General features: G+C 69.3%; 18 protein-coding genes and 1 tRNA gene. 8 read left to right on the forward strand and 11 right to left on the reverse strand.

What is annotated here, in order from left to right; translation table 11 throughout:
• Window position 1: 1 nt before the first annotated feature.
• Window positions 2–205, reverse strand: a complete 204-nt coding sequence (locus tag PGB26_RS09675) for a hypothetical protein (protein WP_271637415.1) — start codon at window positions 203–205, stop codon at window positions 2–4.
• A gap of 196 nt (window positions 206–401) precedes the next feature.
• On the opposite strand from PGB26_RS09675, the gene PGB26_RS09680 reads away from it, so the two are divergent.
• Window positions 402–474: transfer RNA gene (locus PGB26_RS09680), tRNA-Ala, on the forward strand.
• A 180-nt stretch (window positions 475–654) separates the two neighbouring features.
• Window positions 655–1728, forward strand: coding sequence for a DUF6357 family protein (locus PGB26_RS09685; protein ID WP_271637416.1), 1074 nt, complete (start codon window positions 655–657; stop codon window positions 1726–1728).
• Between the two features lie 84 nt (window positions 1729–1812).
• Here PGB26_RS09685 and PGB26_RS09690 read toward each other — a convergent pair whose 3' ends face one another.
• Both PGB26_RS09690 and PGB26_RS09695 read right to left on the reverse strand, forming a co-directional pair.
• Complete coding sequence (locus tag PGB26_RS09690) at window positions 1813–2460, reverse strand: hypothetical protein (RefSeq protein ID WP_271637417.1); 648 nt, start codon at window positions 2458–2460, stop codon at window positions 1813–1815.
• Window positions 2461–2718: 258 nt separating this feature from the next.
• A complete protein-coding gene (locus tag PGB26_RS09695) occupies window positions 2719–3858 on the reverse strand; it encodes a calcium:proton antiporter (protein ID WP_271637418.1) in 1140 nt (379 codons plus the stop codon).
• A gap of 169 nt (window positions 3859–4027) precedes the next feature.
• Between PGB26_RS09695 and PGB26_RS09700 the strand changes: the two genes are divergently transcribed.
• The gene (locus tag PGB26_RS09700; protein ID WP_271637419.1) at window positions 4028–5200 is read left to right on the forward strand and encodes a glycoside hydrolase family 3 N-terminal domain-containing protein; all 1173 of its coding nucleotides are present in this window, start codon (window positions 4028–4030) and stop codon (window positions 5198–5200) included.
• Here the strand turns inward: PGB26_RS09700 and PGB26_RS09705 are convergent.
• The 3 genes from PGB26_RS09705 to PGB26_RS09715 are packed head-to-tail and all read right to left on the reverse strand — an operon-like array spanning window position 5197 to window position 7799.
• Window positions 5197–6063: a 3-methyladenine DNA glycosylase gene (locus tag PGB26_RS09705; RefSeq protein ID WP_271637420.1), complete on the reverse strand. Its 867-nt coding sequence runs from the start codon at window positions 6061–6063 to the stop codon at window positions 5197–5199. The genes PGB26_RS09700 and PGB26_RS09705 overlap by 4 nt on opposite strands.
• Window positions 6060–7088: an App1 family protein gene (locus tag PGB26_RS09710; protein ID WP_271637421.1), complete on the reverse strand. Its 1029-nt coding sequence runs from the start codon at window positions 7086–7088 to the stop codon at window positions 6060–6062. The genes PGB26_RS09705 and PGB26_RS09710 overlap by 4 nt, the downstream gene beginning before the upstream one ends.
• 33 nt (window positions 7089–7121) lie before the next feature.
• Window positions 7122–7799 (reverse strand): DedA family protein, encoded by a 678-nt coding sequence (locus tag PGB26_RS09715; protein WP_271637422.1) that lies wholly within the window; start codon window positions 7797–7799, stop codon window positions 7122–7124.
• Between the two features lie 42 nt (window positions 7800–7841).
• Between PGB26_RS09715 and pabB the strand changes: the two genes are divergently transcribed.
• The 5 genes from pabB to holA all read left to right on the forward strand — a co-directional run bounded on the left by pabB (window position 7842) and on the right by holA (window position 15877).
• A complete protein-coding gene (pabB, locus tag PGB26_RS09720; protein ID WP_271637423.1) occupies window positions 7842–9182 on the forward strand; it encodes an aminodeoxychorismate synthase component I in 1341 nt (446 codons plus the stop codon).
• Window positions 9183–9293: 111 nt separating this feature from the next.
• Window positions 9294–11786 carry a leucine--tRNA ligase gene (gene leuS / locus PGB26_RS09725; RefSeq protein ID WP_271637424.1) on the forward strand — a complete coding sequence of 831 codons (2493 nt, stop codon included), beginning with the start codon at window positions 9294–9296 and terminating at the stop codon, window positions 11784–11786.
• A gap of 106 nt (window positions 11787–11892) precedes the next feature.
• Window positions 11893–12552 (forward strand): ComEA family DNA-binding protein, encoded by a 660-nt coding sequence (locus tag PGB26_RS09730; RefSeq protein ID WP_271637425.1) that lies wholly within the window; start codon window positions 11893–11895, stop codon window positions 12550–12552.
• An 11-nt stretch (window positions 12553–12563) separates the two neighbouring features.
• The gene (locus PGB26_RS09735; protein ID WP_271637426.1) at window positions 12564–14807 is read left to right on the forward strand and encodes a ComEC/Rec2 family competence protein; all 2244 of its coding nucleotides are present in this window, start codon (window positions 12564–12566) and stop codon (window positions 14805–14807) included.
• 29 nt (window positions 14808–14836) lie between these two features.
• The gene (holA, locus tag PGB26_RS09740; RefSeq protein ID WP_271637427.1) at window positions 14837–15877 is read left to right on the forward strand and encodes a DNA polymerase III subunit delta; all 1041 of its coding nucleotides are present in this window, start codon (window positions 14837–14839) and stop codon (window positions 15875–15877) included.
• A gap of 80 nt (window positions 15878–15957) precedes the next feature.
• On the opposite strand, the gene rpsT is transcribed toward holA, so the two are convergent.
• The 5 genes from rpsT to PGB26_RS09765 form a co-directional block, all read right to left on the reverse strand.
• Window positions 15958–16218 (reverse strand): 30S ribosomal protein S20, encoded by a 261-nt coding sequence (gene rpsT / locus PGB26_RS09745; protein ID WP_099194666.1) that lies wholly within the window; start codon window positions 16216–16218, stop codon window positions 15958–15960.
• 166 nt (window positions 16219–16384) lie between these two features.
• Window positions 16385–17107 carry an alpha/beta fold hydrolase gene (locus PGB26_RS09750; RefSeq protein WP_271637428.1) on the reverse strand — a complete coding sequence of 241 codons (723 nt, stop codon included), beginning with the start codon at window positions 17105–17107 and terminating at the stop codon, window positions 16385–16387.
• Window positions 17108–17174: 67 nt separating this feature from the next.
• Window positions 17175–18884, reverse strand: a complete 1710-nt coding sequence (locus PGB26_RS09755) for an ABC transporter family substrate-binding protein (RefSeq protein WP_271637429.1) — start codon at window positions 18882–18884, stop codon at window positions 17175–17177.
• A gap of 105 nt (window positions 18885–18989) precedes the next feature.
• On the reverse strand, window positions 18990–20918 hold the full coding sequence (locus PGB26_RS09760) for an ABC transporter ATP-binding protein (RefSeq protein ID WP_271637430.1): 1929 nt from the start codon (window positions 20916–20918) through the stop codon (window positions 18990–18992).
• Window positions 20915–21847 (reverse strand): ABC transporter permease, encoded by a 933-nt coding sequence (locus PGB26_RS09765; RefSeq protein ID WP_271637431.1) that lies wholly within the window; start codon window positions 21845–21847, stop codon window positions 20915–20917. The genes PGB26_RS09760 and PGB26_RS09765 overlap by 4 nt, the downstream gene beginning before the upstream one ends.

Genomic DNA, 21847 nt, shown 5'->3' on the forward strand with positions numbered 1-21847 from the left:
CTCAGTCGACGCGCTCATCGCCCGCCCAGGCATCGTCCGCGCCTTCCGCGCCGGATGCCAGGCGGTCGGCGTCGATGCTGTCGATCCGGTCCGCATCGGCGTCCGGATCCAGTTCGACCTCGCCGTCGACCTCTCTCGTCGGTGTGCCCTCTTCCTCCCCGAGGTCGGGGTCTTCCGGAAGCATGTTCGGGGTGGGGTTCGACATGATCGCTCCTCTTCGTGATGACGTCGTGTGCGTCGTGTGCGGCGAATGTAGCGTGACCGGGTCGGACGTCGGATCCGGTTGACGGAGCACTCCGCAGAGGCTAGCCCGCCGACACTCCCGAGCCGGCGGCGCGATTTGGTGCTGTCCGGGCGGTGCGTAGTATGCTGATCAGGTTGCCGAGTTCGGCAGCGAAGATGGGCCTGTGGCGCAGCTGGTAGCGCACCTGCATGGCATGCAGGGGGTCAGGGGTTCGAGTCCCCTCAGGTCCACCGAAGAAGCCACCAGTGATCGCCGTCATCCCAGATGACGGCGATCACTGTTTCGGCATCCCGCCGGCGCCATGTCTCCGGGCGGGCCGTCACGAACTGCGAGCACCCGCGAAACCCGCTTCCGCCTACCGGGTACCCTGGGCGATACCGTTGACGGTCCACGCAGGTGATTGGAGCCCCGTGACAGACGACATGAGCAACCCGAACTCCGCCCGGAGAGTGCGGTTCACCACTGAGAGCGGCGCCGAACAGGTCGTCGACCAGCGGGGGCAGGATTCCGCGAACGCCTTCTGGGACTTCGTCGCAGCGCAGGAGAAGCGCGGCGATCGGGTCTTCACCTTCGAAGACGTGGTCGACGGGTCGGGCCTGCGGTTCGATCACGATCGCGGCCTCATCGTGCGCTTCAAGCGCTTCCTCGAAGATGACGGCTACACCCAGAGTCACGTCTCCGAGCAGTTCACTTTCGTCGAAGACGCCGAGCGCTCTCGTGCCCTCGTGCTCGCCCAGCTGCACGACGGCTTCAAAGGGACCTACCCGCTCGCCGCGTGGTCAGACGGAGTACCCACCCGGATTCCGGACTACGCCGATGACGACCCGGAGACCCGCGAGTACGTGCTGAGCTGCGAATGCGGTGCGGCACAGCGTCTGCGCATTCGCCACCCTAACGAGACGACCTACGCGCTTCGGGCGTTTCTCGTGAGGCACGACGGACACGACGTCTTCATTGAAGATCCGGAGAGCGGCGAGCGTCTCGCACTCATGCGCGGCGACAGCCTCATCGCACGTACTGCGGGCCGTGCTGCTGGTGACAGCGCCACGGGCTCGAGCGGGCGTACGGAGTTCATGAAGGTCGATCTCCCCAACAGGTACGCTCCCGCCGCCAGTCTCTTCTTCGAAGGAGGCTTCACCGGGCTTGATCGCTTCGGCCGATGGCTCACAGATATCCGAGAGCTTGATCTTTCGGCGGCCGCGCAGGGGCAGCTCCGTGCAGCGTCGTTCGGTTCGACAGCCGAGGTCCTCTCGCAGATCGGACGCATGTGGGCGGACTCCGGTGCGGTCGATCCGTCGGATCGCTACTGGGTGTTCTTCGATTCGAGTTCGCTCGACGAGGACGAGATCGAACGCGCCGAACTGCTCGCGCTGCTCGACAGGCTCGGCCTGAAACCGGCTGAGCGCCCCGCTGAAGCAGCCGACGGCGAGGTGTGGGTGCCCAGGGAGACCCGCCTCGACGCCGAGCTCGACAGATGGTTCTGAGCGGCGGCGATCCTGCGGCGAATACGGGTGCCGACGCGAAGAGAAGTCCCGCGAGAGTCTCGCGGGACTTCTTCGTTCGAGGGCTCAGCCCGCCAACGCCGCGCAGTCGCCCGTGGCGTTCCTGCCGATCATGTTGCCGTACCCGAACACTCCGGGAACGAGCCCCGAGCAGGTGAGATTGCGTCCGATCTCGTTCCGCACCACGAACACGTCGTTCAGCCCGGTCCCGGCCTCGTCGTCGAGACCGGTCATCTCGATGTCGGACAGCGTCACGTTCCCGCCGATGCGGTTCCACATCACGCCGATCCACTCCTCGGTGATCCCGTGGACGGTCAGGTTGCGATCGATCGAGTTGTTCTTGATCGACCACGGGATGTCCGACCCGCCGCCGGTGACGGTGACGTTGCCGCCCACGGCCACACCGTTGAGGAACACACCGATCGCCCCGTTCACTGTGATGTTCCCTGACACCGAGATGTCGGAACTGCCTTCGGGGTCGCTGGCGCACGGGTGGCCGGAGTTGCCCGGAACGGCCGGCTGACAGCCGAGCCCGAGCATGGAGCCGGTCGCACTGATGACGTTCCTGTCGACGGTGATGACGGCCGGGGCGCTCTGCGCATCGAAGATCGCCCCCTCGAGGACCATGAGCGAGCGCATGACGTGGATGTCCGCGCCGGCCTCCACACCGCACATTCCGGCGATGGTGAGAGTGGAGTACGTGCCGGACGGCACCGTTCCCTCCGTACATGTGTGATTCGCGGCCGCGGGTGTCGCGGCCATCGCCGGTGATGCTCCCCAGAGCAGTGCGCCCGCGAGTAGAACCGCGCCCAGTGGGCGCCATCCAGATCTCATCTCCGAACCTCTCCGTTCTTGCGGCCCAGGTGACCGCGGCGAGAGACCATCCCCTCCTGTGGTCGGGCATCGTCGTCGACGCCGTGCCACACGGTATGCCACGGCACCGGCGGCGCGCATCGGGGGTGAACCCCCTTCTCAGAGGAACGTCGACAGGGCGTAGAGCGCGAACAGCAGCAGATGCGCAGCGCCCAGCAGCGGGTAGGTCCGCCGTGCGGAGAACGTCGCCAGCGTCAGCAGCAGGGTCAGACCCAGCAGCACGAGGTTCGATGCGCTCTCCGCGAGCACGACGGACTGCCCGGTGATCAGACCGATGGTCAGCACCGCCGGGATGGTGAGACCGGCCGTCGACACGAGGGCACCGTGGCACAGGTTGCTGACCCGCTGCATCTCACCCGCGTGGGCTGCGCGAACCGTGGTGATCGTCTCGGGAAGGAACACGATCATCGCGATGAGCAGACCCGACAGCGCGACCGGCGCGCCCAGACGCTCGAGCCCCTCATCGAGCAGCATGGCCATATCGTGCGAGAGCAGCACGATGGGAAGGGCGAGCGCGAGCAGCACAAGCGTGCGGCCGATGATCTCCGGCCGATGCTCGGCCACGATCCGGCCGATCGGCAGCCGGCGCGCCGCGTCACCGGCATCCGCCCTGGTGTCCACCTCCTGGAAGTCCGCCTTGCGCGCGCCCATCTGCCGCAGCAGGAAGAACACGTACAGCAGCACCACGACGACGATCATCGCGATCGCGGCCGACGGCGGATACGCGCCTCCGTCGCGCAGCGAAGCGGGGAACGCGAACGCGACGGCGAGCAGCACGACCAGCATGCCCAGGTAGGCGAGCACGCCGGCGCGGTTCGCGCGCCGATCCGGATGCCGGATGCCCCCGACGACCAGCGCGACGCCGATCACGAGATTCATGATGATCATCGACACGGCCATCACCGAGTCACGGGCGATGGTGTGGTGCTCTCCGGGCCCGAGCATGACGGCAGAGATGAGGATCACCTCGATCGCGGCGATCGACAGGGTCAGCACGAGCGTCCCGTACGGGTCGCCGAGTCGATGCGCGAGATGTTCGGCCTCGGTGACGACGCCGAACGCGCACACGACGAGGATCCCGACGATCACAGCGAGGACGAGCCACAGCACGGGGGTCGGCAGGTCGCCGTCGAGCAGAGGGGCGAACGCGATGATCGCGACCAACGAGCCCCAGCCGAGCACGAGGCGAACGATGACGGTGCGCGTCAGCACGGAGGGCAGGAGAGCGGAGCGGGGCACGGTGCGAACCGAATCTGCGGGGCCGTCCCCACCTGAGATCTCGCCGTCGGGTCGTCCCGCCGGGCGCGTGACCACCAGGATAGCAACCGGCCTCGAGGCAAGACGCCCGCCCGCACGGCGGGACAGCTCGCACAGCTGACGGTCGGACGCGGGGCGTAGCCTCGACGTCATGCGTGCTCGAGTGATGCGCGGCGCCCTGACCGCCGCCCTGGCGGCGTGCCTTCTCACCGCCTGTGCTCCCAGCGCTCCCAGCAGCTCGCCGTCGGCGACACGCCAGCCCACCTCCAGCGCGTCGTCGCCGACGCCGACTCCGCCACCGGATCCCGCCGTCGACGCGGTCGCCGGGATGAGCGTGACAGAGCAGGCCGCCAGCGTCGTGATGGGGCACATCTCCGGCACCGATCCGGTGACTCTGCGCGCCTACATGCAGTCGGCGCCGCAGGGGGCCCCGCTCGGTGGATTCATCCTGATGGGCGGGAACATCGGTGCCGATGCGGCCCAGGTCAGGGCGCTCAGCGATGCGCTCACCCTCGACCCCGCGCTGCCGCCGCTCATCGCGATCGACGAAGAGGGCGGGGTCGTCCGACGCCTGCCGTGGGACACCCTGCCCGGGGGACAGGGCCTGCACGCCTTCGACCTGACGCAGACCGAGCAGGTGTTCGCGCAGCGGGCCGCGCTCATCGCCGAGACCGGTGCGAACGTCAACTTCGGGATCGTCGCCGACGTGCCCGCCGACGCCTCATCCTTCATCTACTCCCGCGCGCTGGGCGCCGACCCCGACTCCGCCTCGTCGCGCGTGACGGCGGCCGTCGACGGAGAGGAGGGCGTCGTGCTCTCGACCCTGAAGCACTTCCCGGGGCACGGCGCAGCGTCGGGCGACTCACATCACAGCATCCCGACGACGGCGATGACGCTGCAGCAGTGGCAGGCGGGCGATGCGAGGCCGTTCGTCGCGGGCATCGACGCCGGTGCGGAGCTGCTCATGTTCGGTCACCTGGCGTACACGGCCGTCGATGCGGCTCCTGCGTCGCTGTCGGCCCACTGGCATGAGATCGCACGGGACGAGCTCGGCTTCGACGGCGTGACGATCACCGACGATCTCGGCATGCTGACCGCGTCCGGCGTCCCCGAGTACCAGGACCCCGTGTCGAACGCGGTGTCGGCGCTGCGGGCGGGCAGCGACATGGTGCTGATGGTCGCCGGCTCCACGGCAGAGACCGCACCGCAGATGGTGGCGGGGATCGTCAGCGCCGTCGACGACGGTCGGCTCGGCGCTGATCGACTGCGGGACGCCGCGGAGCGCGTCATGCGCTTGCGGATGCAGGCCGCAGCCGGCCGCTAGTCACGACCGAGCCACGCTGTCAGCAGAGCCTCACGCAGCGCGTTGCCGCGCTCGGCGAACGCTCGCTGCCGGCGCACGTACTCGGCTTTGCCCTCGGCGGTCTCGATCCGCACCGGCCGGACGCCCCACTCCGACAGGTCGTAGGGCGCCGCCTCCATGTCGAGCAGGCGGATGTCGGACGCGAGCTCGAAGGCATCCAGCAGCAGCTCACCCGGCACGAGCGGGCCGAGCTTGAGTGCCCACTTGTAGACGTCCATGCCGGCGTGCAGGCATCCGGGCTGCTCGAGCTCGGGCTGAGTGTCGCGGGTGAGAGGCAGTCGATTGCGCGGCACGGCATCGTCGGTGAAGAAGCGGAACGCGTCGAAGTGCGTGCAACGCAGCTCGGCGGCCTCGACGACGGCATCCGTCCCTGCCGCGCCCAGACGCAGCGGCGCGGCGTGCCGGTGCTCCGCGGTGCGGTACACCATCGCCCACTCGTGCAGACCGAAGCATCCGAACTGCCCGGGTCGGGCGGCCGTGAGTCGCAGCATCCGCTCCACGAGAGAAGCGAGCTGAGGCTTGTCGGCACGGAACGCCTCGGCGTCGGGCGCGTACTCGCCCGGCCCGGGGCCGGGGGAGTACCAGCGCCACCCGGCGCGCTCCCCGGCGTCGCGAAGCGTCACACTCGCACCCGGATGCCACTTGCGCAGCTGCGCGGGCTTGTACGAGTAGTAGGTGAAGAGGAAGTCCTCGACCGGATGCTTCTCACCGCGCTGCTGCCGGGCGCGGTGCGCGGCGGTCAGGGCATCGGCTCGCTCGGCGTGCGCCTGCGCGCGGGACGTCCACTCGGCGCGCGTCAGGGGAGCGCGCGTCGAGGTCGTCATGACCGATCGGCGAGGATGCCGACCTCGGTGAGTCGTTCGCGCAGCCCCGCGCCGTCTTCGGCACTCACCCACGGCACGCTGCCCTCGGCGTGCTCACCCGACGCGCGACCGCCGGCGAGGACCGCCTCGGCGGGCAGCAGGCGACGGATCGCGACGGCCGCGACGGAAGACGGATGCTCTTCGAGGAACTGCGAGTAGATCGCCTCGTCGTGCTGGCCGTCGTCGCCGATCAGCAGCCAGCGCACGTTGGGGAACTCCTCGGCGAGCCGGCGCAGGTTGCCGGTCTTGTGCGCCTGACCGCTGCGGAACCAGCGATCGTGCGTCGGACCCCAGTCGGTGAGCAGCATCGAGCCCGCAGGGAAGAGGTGGCGGCTGAGGAAGCGCGTCAGCGTCGGGGCGACGTTCCACGCCCCCGTGGAGAGGTAGATCATGGGCGAGCCCGGGTTGTCACGGCGCAGCTGCTCGAGCAGCACGGCCATGCCCGGCACCGGCGTGCGCGCGTGCTCGTCGACCACGAACGAGTTCCAGGCGGCGATGAACGGCCGCGGCAGCGCGGTGACCATGACGGTGTCGTCGACATCGGAGACCACACCGAAGTCCACGCTCTCATCGACGACGAACGCGGTGGCCTCGACCGGCTTCTGCCCCTCGACCGACATCGAGAAGGTCTGCCAGCCCGGCGGCAGCTCCGCCTCGACGACCGAGTCGATCACCCCGCCGCGATCGGCGACGACGGTGTGAGTGCGCCCGCCGATCTCGACGACGACCGAGGCGAAGCTGACGGGGATGCTGACGAACGAGCGCCAGCCGCGCACGCTGCCCTCTCCGCGGGTCTTCTTCAGCGGCGCGGGGACGATGAGGGCGCGACCGACCACGCGCACCCAGCCGGCCGTGCTGCCGTATCCGGGAAACGGGACGGCGGTCGCCGAACGTCCCCGTCGGCGGGCGCGGCGCTCGCGCCAGACGTGGACGCGGTGTTCGAGGCGGGCGAACCAGTGGATCTTGGCCGGTGAGGCAGGAGACATCCGCTCCAGTCTTTCACGCTTCGCGCGCGGCGGTCACTGCCCCGACTGCCGGCCGCCCTCATCGGATTCGCCGGAGCGGCGCATGTGCCGCTCCTCGCGGCGGGCGAGCAGCTTCTTGCCGACGAACAGCACCACGAGCAGCACGACGATGACCCCGACGAACACGTACCCCGCATAGTGCACCCGCTCGGACAGCTCGGGATAGCTGCCCGCAGCGGTAGCGGCCACGCCCACGTACAGCCCCGCCCACAGCACGCAGGCCGGCAGCGTCCAGGCGATGAACCGGCGGTAGGCGTACCCGCTCATGCCCACCGTCAGCGGAACGAGGGAATGCAGCACGGGCAGGAAGCGGGAGAGGAAGATCGCCACACCGCCGCGGCGACGCAGGTACCGTTCCGAGCGTCTCCACTGCTCTTCGCCGATCCGCCGCCCCAGCCACGACGCGCGGATGTACGGACCCGCCCATGTTCCCAGCCAGAAGCCGATCGACTCGCCGAGCAGCGCGCCGATCACGACGGTCGCCCCGAGCGCGACGCCCTCCGCCCACCCGTCGACGCCGATGGCTGCGACGAGCACGACCGTGTCACCCGGCACGACCAGACCGATCAGGATGCTCGTCTCGAGCATGATCGCCACTCCGGCCAGCACGGTGCGCAGCACCGGATCGACGGACTGAACAGCCTCGATGACCCAGAGCACGAAGTCGTTCACCCCATGAGCGTAAAGCCTGCGGCGGAGCCATACGCTGTGAAGGTGCCCGCACCCGCCATGTTAACCGCCCGTACCGTGCTGCCCCGCGCGGGTTCGGCGCGCGCCGAGACGGAGTCGCTCTTCGCGCGGCTGTTCGCCGCAGCGGACCACGCCTTCTGGCTGGATGCCGGGATCGACCCGCACGACGGGTGGAGCGTGATCGGCACGGGCGCCCTCGAGCAGGACGTCGACGCGGTGCGCCGCGTCGACCTGACGGCGCCGGCCGAGGCATCCGGAATCCCGTTCCTCGGCGGCTGGGTGGGGTGGCTGCCGTACGAGCACGGTGCCGCGGCGAACGGCGCTCCGGTCGCAGGGAGCGAGGCGATGCCGTCCTGGATCGCCGTGGATCGGGCCGTCGCGGTCGACCACGCCACGGGCGCCGTGCACGCCCTCGCCCCGCAGGCCGACGTCGACGCATGGGCGGCGGAGGTGAACGACGCGCTCGCCGCACCCCCGCTCGATCCTGTGGCCCCGACCGCGTGCGCCCAGACCGCCTCGTCACGGCACGACGTCGCCGAGTACACCGCCCTCGTCGAGGAGTGCCGTGCGGCGATCCGGCGCGGAGACGCCTATCAGCTGTGCCTCACCACGCGCTTCACGGCCGCTCGGCCCGCCGATCCCTTCGCCGTCTACCGGCGCCTGCGCCGGGCGACGCCCGCACATCACGGCGGCTACGTGAGAGTGGGGGAGCAGCATCTGCTCAGCGCCAGTCCCGAGCAGTTCCTCAGCACGGCCGGGGGGCGCGCGTCGACGAGTCCGATCAAAGGCACCCGGCCGCGGGGAACCACGCCGGCGGAAGACAGGCGACTCGCTGAAGAGCTGCGGGCGGATGCCAAGGAGCGCGCCGAGAACGTCATGATCGTCGACCTCATGCGTAACGACCTCTCGCATGTCGGCGTACCCGGCACGGTGAGGGTCGAGCGGCTCTGGGAGGTGGAGACGTATCCTGCGGTGCACCAGCTGGTGAGCACGGTCAGTGTGAGGCTGCGCGACCGAGTCACCTTCGGCGATCTGTGCGACGCCGCGTTCCCGGCGGGGAGCATGACCGGTGCGCCGAAGCTGTCGGCGATGACGATTCTGCACGGCCTCGAGCGCGCCCCGCGCGGGGTGTACTCCGGATGCTTCGGACACGTCGGCATCGACGGCAGGGTCGACCTCGCGATGGTCATCCGCACGATCATGATCGACGCGGATACGGCATCCGTCGGCGCCGGCGGCGGGATCACCTGGCTGTCGCAGCCGGATGCCGAGGCTGCGGAGGTCGCGACGAAGGCGCGTGCCCCGCTCGCCGCGCTCGGCGCGGTGCTGCCCGAGCCCTGGCGCGGCCTGCTGCCGGTTTCCTGACCGCGCGCCGCTCGCGATACCCTGGAAGGGCCCGATTTCCGGGCCGTTCCGCATCGTCAGATTGGCCGTTCCTTGACCGAGCACGCGTCCCACGCCGAGTCCCCTGAAGTGATGTCCGCACACGACATCCAGCTCAAGTGGCAGGAGTACTGGGCCGAGAACGACACGTTCGTGGCGGGCGGCGACGACGACGATCGGCCGCGCAAGTACATCCTCGGCATGTTCCCGTACCCGTCGGGCGACCTGCACATGGGGCACGCCATCAACTACCTGTATCCCGATATCGTCGCCCGATACTGGCGGCACCGCGGTCACAACGTGCTGAACCCGATCGGGTGGGACTCGTTCGGCCTTCCCGCCGAGAACGCGGCGATCAAGCGCGGCGCTGACCCGCGCGAGTGGACTTACAAGAACATCGACCAGCACAAGGCCGGCTTCCGCGGCTACGGCATGTCGTACGACTGGTCGCGTGTGCTGCACACCTCCGACCCGGAGTACTACCGGTGGAACCAGTGGCTGTTCCTGAAGCTGTACGAGCGCGGGCTGGCGTACCGCAAGAAGAGCGCCGTCAACTGGTGCCCCAACGACCAGACCGTGCTGGCGAACGAGCAGGTCGTCGACGGCCGCTGTGAGCGCTGCGGCGCCGAGGTCGTGAAGAAGAAGCTCACGCAGTGGTACTTCAAGATCACCGACTACGCCGACCGGCTGCTCGACGACCTCGACACGCTCGAGGGCCACTGGCCGCACAAGGTGCTCCAGATGCAGCGCAACTGGATCGGCCGCTCCACCGGCGCCGACGTCGACTTCGTCATCGAGGGTCGTGACGAGCCCGTCACCGTGTTCACCACGCGCCCCGACACGCTGCACGGAGCGACTTTCTTCGTGATCGCCCCCGACTCCGATCTGGCCGCGGAGCTGGCATCCGGTTCGTCGTCCGAGGTGCGCATGCGCTTCCAGGACTACCTCGAGACGGTGCAGAAGCAGACCGAGATCGAACGCCAGTCGACCGACCGTCCGAAGACCGGTGTGTTCCTCGAGCGCTATGCGGTCAACCCGGTGAACGGCGAGCGGATGCCCATCTGGGCCGCAGACTACGTGCTGGCCGACTACGGCCACGGCGCGGTCATGGCCGTGCCCGCGCACGACCAGCGCGACCTCGACTTCGCTCGCGAGTTCGACCTTCCGGTGAAGACGGTCGTCGACACGACGGTCATCGGCGGCGCGAACGAGGGCGGCGACCTGACCGAACTCGACCCCGCCGTGACCGGCATCGCGCTGATCGGCAACGGTCGCCTGGTGAACTCGGGCGACCTGGACGGCGTAGACAAGGCCGACGCCATCGCCCGCACCATCGCTCAGCTGGGTGAGGCGGGCACCGGCCGCGCGGCGAAGAACTATCGTCTGCGCGACTGGCTGATCTCGCGTCAGCGCTTCTGGGGCACTCCGATCCCCATGCTGCACCTCGACGACGGCAGCGTGGTCCCCGTGCCGGAGGACCGCCTCCCCGTGCAGCTGCCGAGCGTCGACGGGCTCGACCTGCGTCCGAAGGGCTCGTCGCCGCTGGGTGCGGCCGAGTCGTGGGTGCGCACGGTCGATCCCGCGTCGGGCGAGCCCGCGCTGCGCGACGCCGACACCATGGACACGTTCGTCGACAGCTCGTGGTACTTCCTGCGCTTCCTGTCGCCTGACAGCGACCAGTTCGCGTTCGACCCCGAGCAGGCCAGGCGCTGGGCGCCGGTCGACGGGTACTTCGGCGGTGTCGAGCACGCGATTCTGCACCTGCTGTACGCGCGCTTCATCACCAAGGTGCTCTTCGACCTCGGCCTGATCGACTTCGAGGAGCCGTTCTCGAACCTGGTGAACCAGGGCATGGTCATCATGGACGGCGCGAAGATGTCGAAGAGCAAGGGCAACCTCGTCGAGCTGTCCGACCTGCTCGGCCAGTATGGCGCCGACGCTCTGCGCCTGGGCCTCGCATTCGCCGGACCGGTGGAAGACGACAAGGAGTGGAACGGCGTCTCGCTGTCGGGGGCGCAGAAGTTCCTCTCCCGCGCGCTGCGCGTCGCCGACGAGGTGACGAGCGAGCCGGGAACCGCTCCGGATGCCGGTGACGCGGCGCTGCGCCGCATCACCCACCGCCTGCTGGCGGACGCGCCGGCGCTCGTCGAGCAGACGAAGTTCAACGTCGTCGTCGCGCGTCTCATGGAGCTGGTGAACGGCATCCGCAAGACGATCGACACCGGCGCCGGAGCAGCAGACCCGGCGGTGCGAGAGGCGGCCGAGACCGTCGCGATGATCCTCGAGCTCATCTCGCCGCACACGGGTGAGGAGATGTGGGCCCGGCTCGGACACGAGCCGTCGGTCAGCGCCGTGCAATGGCCGGATGCCGAACCCGCACTGCTCGTGGAAGACACCGTGACCACCGCCGTGCAGGTGAACGGCAAGGTGCGCGCGACCCTCGAGGTCGCCGCCGACATCTCCGACGCCGACCTGGAGGCAGCCGCCCGGGCTGACGAAAAGGTGCAGCGGGCGCTGGAGGGCAAGGAGATCGTGCGCGTGATCGTGCGCGCGCCGAAGATCGTCAACTTCGCCGTCAAGGGCTGATCGACCGCTCTCTGCGGCTGTGCACAGCCCGCGCTCCCGCGCGAGTTGTGCACAGGCGCCGGGATCCGCGGTAGGCGTCCGCGAGCCGGCGGCCTAGCGTGTCAGGGTGTCAGCCGACGAGCCCGCAGACCCGGATGTGCGCGCACGCCCGCGTCTGAGGCTGGGCATCGGCGCCGCGGTGACGCTGGGACTGGTGGTGCTGTCGGCTGCGGTCGGCTGGGGCATCCTGCGCGGTCAGGCGGCTCCCGCCGAGAGCATCGCGCTCGACGACGCATCGTCCTCTGCCGAGACGACCGACGGATCGGGTGACGTTTCTGCGGTGGCGCCGCCCGAGGGGCTCTACGTGCACGTGCTCGGCGAGGTCGTCACACCCGGGCTGTACATCGTCGATCAGGACGCCCGGCTGGTGGATGCTCTCGCGGCTGCCGGCGGCACCCTGGATTCGGCCGACCTGCAGGCCGTGAACCTCGCCCGTCCGCTGAGTGACGGTGAGCAGATCGTCGTGCCTGAGATCGGCGCGGAGGCGGCGACCGATGCTGCGCCGGGCGGAGCGGGCGGCGAGGCCGCTTCCGACGGTGTGCTGAACCTCAACACGGCCGACCAGGCGGCGCTCGAGACGCTGCCGCGCATCGGCCCGGCGCTGGCGCAGCGGATCATCGACTGGCGGGACGAGAACGGACGCTTCCGCTCTGTCGACGACCTGCTGGCCGTGCCGGGCATCGGCGAGAAGCTGCTCGCCGGTGTGCGCGAGAAGGTACGGGTGTGAAGGATCTGCGCATGTCGGCGGTGGCGGTGGCGCTCTGGGCGATCGCGCTGCTGCTCATCCACGTGCCGGGACTCGTCGCCGCCGTGATCGCGGTGAGCCTCGTCGCGGCGGCGCTGCTGATCGCGGCTCGTCGCCGCCGAGCCGGGCTCGCCGTGCTCGTGCTGCTGTGCGGTGCGGGTCTCGCCGCCACCGTCGGCGCGGCGCAGCCCGCCCGCGACGGCCTCGCGGCGCAGGACGGCCACATCATCGCGGCGCTGGTCGAGGTGAGCTCCTCGGCGTCGCTCGGCAGCGACGGCCGTCTCTGGTTCGATGCGCAGACCATCGCGATCGGTCCACCCGGCCACCCGGTGCGCATCGCCGGCCAGGTGCGTGTCGGGATCGCACCGATCGACGGGGCGGATCTCGGTGTGGTGCTGCAGGTGACCGGGCAGGGCAAGCGGACGGCGCCGGGGGAGCGGGCGGCGCTCGTGCTCTTCGGCTCGCGCGCGGAGGTGGCGCAGCCGGCATCCGGGATCTTCGCCGTGGCGGCCACCACCCGCGCCGAGTTCATCGAGCGCGCGAGTGGACTCCCGGAGCCCGGCGCAGGCCTGCTGCCCGGCCTCGCCGTGGGCGACACGAGAGCCGTGTCGGAAGACGTCAGCGCTGCGATGCTGGCATCCGGACTCAGCCACCTCACGGCCGTCAGCGGGGCCAACTGCGCGATCGTGGTCGCGGCCGTGTTCTGGCTCGTCTCGCTCCTCGGCGGCGGTCGCGGCCTGCGCATCGCACTCTCGCTGCTCGCCCTGGGAGCCTTCGTCGTGCTTGTCACACCCGAGCCCAGCGTCATCCGCGCCTCGGTGATGGCCGCGCTCGCGATGCTCACCCTGCTGCTCGGCCGGCCGAGCGCGGGATTGGCGATGCTCTCGCTCGCCGTCTGCGGGCTGCTCATCGTCGATCCCTGGCTGGCGGCGACACCGGGCTTCGCGCTGTCGGCAGCCGCGACCGCGGCGCTGCTGGTGCTGTCCCGTCCGCTGCTGCGCGGGCTAGGGCGCTGGATGCCCGTACCGCTCGCTCTCGCCCTGTCGGTGCCGCTGGCGGCGCAGCTGGTGTGCGGGCCGATCGTCGCGCTGTTTTCCGAAACGCAGTCGGTGATCGGAGTCGTCGCCAACCTCCTCGCCGCACCCGCCGCGCCCATCGCGACCGTGATCGGGCTGCTGGCGTGTCTCACCTCTCCCGTGCCCGCGCTGGCGGACCTGCTCGCGGCGGCGGCGTGGCTGCCCGCAGCTTGGATCCAGACGACCGCGACCGTGTTGGCGGCGCTGCCCGGAGCCACCGCCGCGGTGCCGGCGGGGCCGGCTGCGGCCTGCGTCGTCGCCGTGCTCAGCGCCGCGGTCACGCTCGTGCTCGTCCGCCCACGTTCGCGTCGGCTGCGGCTGGCGGCCGCGGCCGTCGTCGTCATCGCGCTGGCCGCCTCGATCGCACGGATGCTGTTGAGCGGGCCGCTCGCATCCATGACCACTCCCGCGGCGTGGTCGATCGCCGCCTGCGACATCGGGCAGGGCGATGCAGTGCTCGTCCGCTCGGGAGAGCAGACCGCCCTCGTCGACGCCGGGCCGGATCCGGACGCCCTCGCCAGGTGTCTGGCGCAGACCGGCACCGACCGCATAGACCTGCTCGTGCTCACGCACTTCGACCTCGACCACGTCGGTGCGGCGACCTCGCTCGCCGGTCGCGTCGGCACGGTGCTGCACGGACCGGTCGCCGAGCCCGCCGATCAGCGGATCCTCGATGAGCTGGCGGCGGGCGGCGCCACCCTGCAGCGCGGAGCGGTGGGCACCGGCGGGACACTCGGATCGGCCGAGTGGCGGGTCGTCTGGCCGCCGCTGGACTCGGCGGCGTTCCCCAGCGGCAACGACGCCAGCATCGTCGTCGACATCGCCGACGGCGGAGTGCCCCGGATGCTCATGCTCGGCGATCTCTCGGCCGCTCCGCAGCGTCAGCTGCTCGCGAGCGGCCGGGTGCGTGGCGAGTACGCGGTGGTCAAGGTCGCGCACCACGACAGCCGCGACCAGGAGCCGGCGTTGTACGCGCAGATCGCCGCGCCGGCGGCGCTGATCAGCGTGGGCGCGAAGAACGACTACGGGCATCCGCGCGAGGAGGCGCTGGCGCTTCTCGAGGCGGCGGGCTCGCGCGCGCTGCGCACCGATCGGCGTGGGCTCGTGCTGCTCGGCGAGGCGGAGGGGCGGCTGGTCGTGTGGACCGAGCGTCAGGAATGAAGGTCGGCACCCGCCGGTAGGCTGTGAGCATGGCAGCTCCCCGTTCTTCGGCACGCAGCACGGCCGCGAAGGGCGCCAAGATCCCACAGGTGTCATGGCGTGAACCGCGCCCGGCGCCGATTGTTCTCGTCTCCGGGCCCGAAGAGGTGCTCGCCGAGCGCGCGATCGCCGGCGTCCGCGACTACCTGCGCGCAGAGGATCCGGCGCTCGAGGTCAGCGACATCCGCGCCGACGACTACGCGGCCGGCGCGCTGCTCGCGCTCACCTCGCCCTCGCTGTTCGGCGAACCACGGCTGGTACGCGTGGCCGGCGTCGAGAAATGCACCGATGCCTTCCTGCAGGAGGCTGTGCGCTACGTCGAGGCGCCGCAGGAAGGCGCGACCGTGATCCTCCGCCACACCGGAGCGACTGTGCGCGGAAAGAAGCTGCTCGATGCGGTCCGTGCCGGCATCGGCGGCGGCATCGAGATCCCGTGTGCCGCGGTGAAGCGGGACTCGGACCGCGTCGACTTCGCGGCGGGCGAGTTCAAGGCGGTGAAGAAGCGCATCCAGCCGACCGCGCTGCGCGCGCTCGTCTCGGCCTTCGCCGATGACCTCACCGAGCTCGCGGCCGCCTGTCAGCAGCTCATCGGCGACGTCGAGGGGGACATCACCGACGACGTCATCACCAAGTACTACGGCGGCCGCGTTGAGGTGTCGGCGTTCGTCGTCGCCGACACCGCGATCGCCGGCCGCTATGGCGAGGCCCTCGTCGCGCTGCGCCACGCCCTGGCATCCGGCGCCGATCCCGTGCCCATGGTCGCGGCTTTCGCCATGAAGCTGCGCACCATGGCGCGCGTTGCCGGCCGCCGTGAGCCCAGCCGTCAGCTCGCGCAGCAGCTGGGGATGAAGGACTGGCAGGTCGATCGCGCGCGCAAAGACCTCGCCGGGTGGAACGAGCGCTCCCTCGGCATGGCGATCCAAGCGGCGGCCCGCGCCGACGCCGAGGTGAAGGGCGCCGCACGCGACCCGATCTTCGCGCTCGAGCGCATGGTCACGGTCGTCGCCACGCGCGACGCGTTCGCGTCCTGACACAGCAGAAGGCCCGCCCCGCGAACGGGACGGGCCTTCGAAGCATCCGGGCCTATTCGGGCCCTGAGCCTGTCAAGAGCTCAGAGAGCGGCGACCTTCTTGGCGATGGCCGACTTGCGGTTCTTCGCCTGGTTCTTGTGCACGACGCCCTTGCTGACGGCCTTGTCGAGCTTCACCGACGCGAGCTTGAGGGCGCCCTCTGCGGCCTCCTTGTCGCCGGAGGCGATGGCCTCGCGGGTCTTGCGAACCAGCGTCTTCAGCTCGCTCTTGACGGCGCGGTTGCGCTCCTGAGCCTTCAGGTTGGTCTTGTTGCGCTTGATCTGCGACTTGATGTTTGCCACGTGCGGACACCTTCTGTCTGGATGGGATTCGGAGTGCTGCCGACGGTAGAGGGACGCCGCACAGCGGTCGTGAGGGACGAACCCACACGCAAGCCAAGAACCAACACTACCAGCAGCGAAGGGCAGATGCTGAACGGGTCGGTGCCGCGCCTGATCGACAGCGTCCTCAGCTCCCGGCATTCAGCGTGGCCAACGCGAGTCGCAGCACCGCGTTGAATACCGACGGGCGCATCGCCGTGACCAGGTGCGTGGCGCGGGGCACGACGATCAGCTCGGCGTGCGGGGCGAGACGCTGGAAGAGCGCTTCGTTCACCCGCAGCTGGTCGAACTGCCCGTTCACGAACCACAGCGGCTCCCGGATGCGCGCGAGCGCGGTCTCGAGATCGAGCGTCGCGAGGCTGCTCAAGGCGGCATCCTGGGCGTCGAACGCGTATCCGCCGGCCGCGAAGTCGCCGCGCGTGTCGACAGGCAGGGTCGCTGCGAGCACCCGATCGGTGAGCCACTGACCCCGGCCCGGCAGCGAGTTCATCGCACCGGCCAGCACCCGGTACGCCCGCAGCGCCGTGCCGCGTGGGAGCGCGGTGCACGACACCGCGACGGTGCCCGCGAGCGGCGGCGGGTCCTCTCCGCCGGCATAGGCGAGCGAGAGCAGTCCGCCCATCGAATGCCCGACGAGCAGCACGGGCCCGTGCTCGGCCGCCGCCCGTACGGCGGCGTCGATCGTGTGCAGCGCCTCGTGCAGGGTGAAGTCCTCCTGCATCCGCGTGCCGTGCGCGGGAAGGTCGACCGCCGTCGCCGGGATGCCGTTCTCGGCGAGCCAGGAGAGCTGCGAGCGCCACATCGTGGCCGACGTGCGGATGCCGTGCACGAGGACGACCTGGACGCTCACCCTCTCAGCATATGAAGAAAGCGGGGCCGGTGGATGAACCACCGGCCCCGCTCAGATCGTGCTGTGCTTACTTCTCCCAGCCGACGTTCTCAACCGGCTGCACGCCGAAGAGGTCCAGACCCACGTAGGGCTCCGGGGTCAGGTTGGCGAGGCCCGTCTTGGCCGCCGAGATGGACGGTCCGTTGTACAGCGGGATGAGGCCCCAGTCCTGGAAGATCTCGGCCTCGAGCTTCATGGCCGCAGCCGTCTGCTTCTCGGGGTCGTTGATCGACTCGACCTCTTCGTGGATGCGCTCATCCATCTCAGGCGTCTGCACGCCAGAGAGGTTCAGGCCCATGTCCTGGCAGTACAGCTGGCAGAACCATGCCGCGCCGAACGGGTCGGACGAGGTGAAGCGCAGGCTGAAGATGTCCCAGTTCTTGGTGTTGTAGTCCTCGGCGAACTTGTTCGACGGGCGGACGTCCACCTTGACCTCGATGCCGATGGCCTTCTCCTGAGCCTGGATCGACTGCGCGAGGGCCTTCTGCGTCGGGTCGTCGTTGTGGATCGGGTAGGTGACCGAGAGCTTGACGCCGTCCTTCTCGCGGATGCCGTCCGAGCCCTCCTTCCAGCCCGCCTCGTCGAGGAGCTTCTTGGCGCCCTCGACGTCGAACTTGTAGCCGGCTTCCTCGAGCGCGTTGGTGTAGCCCGGCTGGAACGAGAAGAGGGTCAGCGAACCGGCCGGCTCCTCCTCGTATCCGAGGCCGTTCCAGGCGATCTTCTTCTGCTGGTTGATGTCGATGGCCTTGAAGAACGCCTCGCGCACCTTGACGTCTGCGAACTGCGGCTTCTCGGCGTCGACCTCGAGCAGCGTGTTGGCCGTCTGCTGCGCGCGGTAGATCTCGATGTCCTTCATGTCCTTGACCTGCGCGAGGCGGTCCTTGGTGCCCACGCCGACCATGTCGATCTCGCCGTTCTTGAACGCGTTGATCGAGGCCTGCGAGTCCATGCCCTTGAAGGTGACCTCGTCCAGCAGCGGCTTGTCGCCCCACCACTTCTCGTTCGGCTTGAACGAGATGAAGTCCTTGTTCGCGTCGAACTCGTCGACGGTGTAGGGACCGGCGCCCCACTCGGCGTGCGGGTCGTCGATCATCGCCGTGTTGAAGGTGTCGGGGTCGGCCAGCGACGGGTGGATGATGCCCGTGAGGAACGGCATCTGCGGCCACGCGAACTCGCCCTTGAAGGTGACGATCGCGGTCTTGGGCGTGTCGCCCTGCTCGACCTTCTCGATCTCCTTGTAGCCGTCGGTGGCGTTCGGGACGAAGCCCTCCTCGGTCGAGCGGCTGGCCTTCCAGGTCGCGTCGATCGCGGTCCAGTCCATCGGCGTGCCGTCGTTCCAGGTCGCCTCGTCGGTGAACGTGAAGGTGATCTGGGTCTTGCCGTCGACCGTGTCGATCTTCCACTCGTCGAGGTAGGCGTCGTGCTTGTACGGGGTGCCGTCCGGCTTCTGCAGCAGGATCTGGGGCATGTACCACGCGGCGACGCGGGCGGTGTCAGCGCTGCCGTCGCCGTGGAAGGCGTTCAGCTGCTCGGGGATCTCGTTGATCGGGAAGTTGACCGTGCCGCCCTCCTTGAGGTTCTCGCGCGGCTGCGGGTTGTAGTCCGCGGCCGAGGTCTCGGCTGCGCTGCCGTTGTCGCCGCTGCCACCGTTGTCGCCGGTGTCAGAGGCGCACCCGGTGAGGACGAGTGCGAAAGCGCCGGTGAGTGCCAGCGCTCCCATCAGCTTCTGCTGCTTCATGGTGCTCCTTTCGCCTTGCGGCGTGTCATATGGGGAGAATAGTTCGCGCTTTCCGACCCCGGCGGGCGCGACAGTGAATCGTGACTAACCGTTATCGGACGGTGATCAGACCGTGGCCGGACGTGTCGACATGGTCTCCGGATCGAACACGACCCTCTGGCGGGTGCGCTCGATGTCGGGGTCGGGCACGGGGATCGCCGACAGCAGCGCCTGCGTGTAGGGGTGCTGGGGGTTGTCGAAGACCTCGTCGACGTCGCCGTGCTCGACGAACTCGCCGAGGTACATGACCGCGACCCGATCCGCGATGTGGCGGATGACGGAGAGGTCGTGGGCGACGAACAGGTACGACAGTCCCAGCTTGACCTTGAGCTCGTCGAGCAGGTTGATCACGCCGGCCTGGATCGATACGTCGAGCGCCGAGACCGGCTCGTCGAGCACGATGATCTTCGGATTGGTCGACAGCGCCCGAGCGATGCCGATGCGCTGGCGCTGGCCGCCCGAGAACGCGCCGGGGAAGCGGTCGCGGTGCGCGGGGTTCAGCCCCACCAGGTCCATCAGCTCGTGCACCCGGCTGTTGACCTCGTCCTTATCCATTCCGATGGCGCGCATGGGCTCGGCGATGATGTCGGTGACCGTCATGCGCGGGTCGAGCGCGCCCATCGGGTCCTGGAAGACGATCTGGATGTCGCGGCGCAGCCGGCGCTCGAGCTTGCGATCGTGCAGCTCGTTCACACTTGTGCCGGCGATGATGATGTCGCCGTCGGCCTGCTTCTCGAAGTCCATGATCTGCAGCAGGGTCGTGGTCTTGCCCGAACCGGACTCGCCGACGATGGCCATGGTCTCGCCCTCGCGCACATCGAAGCTCACGCCCTTGACCGCGTGCACCTCGCCCACCTTGCGCTTGAGGAACGCGCCCTTGGTCAGCGGGAACGTCTTGACCATGTTGCGCACCTCGAGCGTCACCGGACGCTGCTCGCGGGGCGTGCGGGTGAGGTCGCTCTCGGGGATCGGGGCGACCGGGTACACCGGCAGCCCGCCGATGCGCGCGTCGTCGTCGATCTCGTCGGCACGGATGCACGCCGCCAGGTGCGACTGGCCGCCGCCGGTGACGACCGGCAGCAGCGCAGGCTCGCCCTGCACGCACGCCGGGAGCGCGATCGGGCAGCGCGCGGCGAACGGGCACGCGTCGGGCAGGTCGATCAGCAGCGGCGGGTTGCCCTTGATGGGTGTCAGCGGCTCCTTCTCGACCTTGTCGACGCGGGGGATCGCGCCGAGCAGGCCGATCGAGTACGGCATCCGGGTGCGGTGGAACAACTCGTGCGCCGGGGCGTGCTCGACGGGCTTGCCCGCGTACATCACCATGACGTCATCGGCGGTGCGCGCCACCACGCCCATGTCGTGAGTGATCATGATCACCGCGGCGCCGGTCTCGTCCTGTGCCTTCTCGATGAGGTCGAGGATCTGCGCCTGGATGGTCACGTCGAGGGCCGTCGTCGGCTCGTCGCAGATGATCAGGCGCGGGTTGTTCGCCATCGCGATGGCGATGACCACGCGCTGGCGCATCCCGCCGGAGAACTCGTGCGGGAACGACTTCATCCGCTTCTCGGGCTCGGGGATGCCGACCAGGCGCAGCAGCTCGAGCGAGCGCTCCCATGCCTGGGCGCGCGACAGGCTGCGATGCACCGTGAGCGCCTCGATCAGCTGATCGCCGATCGTGAACACCGGCGTGAGCGAGGTGAGCGGGTCCTGGAAGACCATCGCCATGCCGTTGCCGCGGATCACCGACATCTCCTTGTCGGTCTTGCCGAGCAGCTCCTCGCCCTCGAACTGGATGGAGCCGGTGACTCGCGCGTTCTCGTCGAGCAGCCCCATGATGGCCAGCGAGGTGACCGACTTGCCCGAGCCGGACTCGCCGACGATGCCGAGCGTCTTGCCTGCCTCAAGGTCGAACGAGACCCCGCGCACGGCGTCGACGCGGCCGGCCTCCGAGGCGAAACTGACCTTGAGGTCACGGACGGAGAGTACGTTGCTCATGCACGGCCTCCCGCCGCAGAGGTGGGGTCGAGGGCATCGCGAAGTCCGTCGGCGACGAGCGCCATAGACACGGTCAGCAGGGTGAGGGCGAGGGCCGGGAAGTAGAACAGCCACGGTGCGCTGGTGACGCTGGCCGCTCCCTCGCCGATGAGCGAGCCGAGCGAGACGTCGGGGATCTTCACACCGAAGCCGATGAACGACAGGCCGGTCTCGGTCATGACCGCGGCGACCACGCCCAGGGTGAAGTTGATCACCAGCAGCGAGCCGACGTTCGGCAGCAGGTGCCGCAGCACCACGCGCATGCCGGGCACGCCCATGTAGCGCGCCGCGTGCACGTACTCGCGCTCGCGCAGCGAGAGCGCCATGGTCCAGATCACGCGGGCGGGGAAGAACCAGCCTGTGAAGATCAGAGCGAGCGAGATGACCCGCCAGTCGCCGCCGGCGTCGTTCGAGACGAGGGCGAGGATGAGGAAGGTCGGCACCACCATGAAGAAGTGGATGACCAGCAGGGTGACCCGCTCCACCATGCCACCGAAGTAGGCTGCCGCGGTGCCGACGATCGCCGAGATCACCGTCACACCGATGGAGACGACGAGGGCGATCATCAGCGAGCGCTGCAGACCCACGAAGGTCTGCATGAACGTGTCGTTGCCCGAGGCGTTCGTGCCGAACCAGTGGTCGGACGAGGGGCCGGTGGAAAGGTTCAGGAAGTCCATCTCGTTGACCTCCCAGCGCGCGAACAGCGGCACGATGACGGAGGCCAGGGCCAGCAGGACGAAGATCACGATGCCGAACACGGCCGGCTTGTTGCGCATGAAGCGGCGCGTGTACAGCGTCCATTTCGACAGCTGCTTGCTGGGGATCCGCTCGGCGGTGGTGTCGGGGCCGACCGGCGGCTGGACCCCGGAGTCGATCATCTGGTTCGTCAT

Origin of the sequence: Microbacterium sp. nov. GSS16 (assembly GCF_028198145.1) — a bacterium.
GTDB lineage: Bacteria > Actinomycetota > Actinomycetes > Actinomycetales > Microbacteriaceae > Microbacterium.

What these genes read in the sequence shown, in the direction of transcription:
- PGB26_RS09675 (WP_271637415.1), bottom strand. Translation starts at nt 205, where the DNA reads ATGTCGAACCCCACCCCGAACATGCTTCCGGAAGACCCCGACCTCGGG.
- PGB26_RS09700 (WP_271637419.1), top strand. Translation starts at nt 4,028, where the DNA reads ATGCGTGCTCGAGTGATGCGCGGCGCCCTGACCGCCGCCCTGGCGGCG.
- PGB26_RS09705 (WP_271637420.1), bottom strand. Translation starts at nt 6,063, where the DNA reads ATGACGACCTCGACGCGCGCTCCCCTGACGCGCGCCGAGTGGACGTCC.
- PGB26_RS09710 (WP_271637421.1), bottom strand. Translation starts at nt 7,088, where the DNA reads ATGTCTCCTGCCTCACCGGCCAAGATCCACTGGTTCGCCCGCCTCGAA.
- leuS (WP_271637424.1), top strand. Translation starts at nt 9,294, where the DNA reads ATGTCCGCACACGACATCCAGCTCAAGTGGCAGGAGTACTGGGCCGAG.
- PGB26_RS09735 (WP_271637426.1), top strand. Translation starts at nt 12,564, where the DNA reads ATGTCGGCGGTGGCGGTGGCGCTCTGGGCGATCGCGCTGCTGCTCATC.
- holA (WP_271637427.1), top strand. Translation starts at nt 14,837, where the DNA reads ATGGCAGCTCCCCGTTCTTCGGCACGCAGCACGGCCGCGAAGGGCGCC.
- PGB26_RS09755 (WP_271637429.1), bottom strand. Translation starts at nt 18,884, where the DNA reads ATGAAGCAGCAGAAGCTGATGGGAGCGCTGGCACTCACCGGCGCTTTC.
- PGB26_RS09760 (WP_271637430.1), bottom strand. Translation starts at nt 20,918, where the DNA reads ATGAGCAACGTACTCTCCGTCCGTGACCTCAAGGTCAGTTTCGCCTCG.
- PGB26_RS09765 (WP_271637431.1), bottom strand. Translation starts at nt 21,847, where the DNA reads ATGACGAACCAGATGATCGACTCCGGGGTCCAGCCGCCGGTCGGCCCC.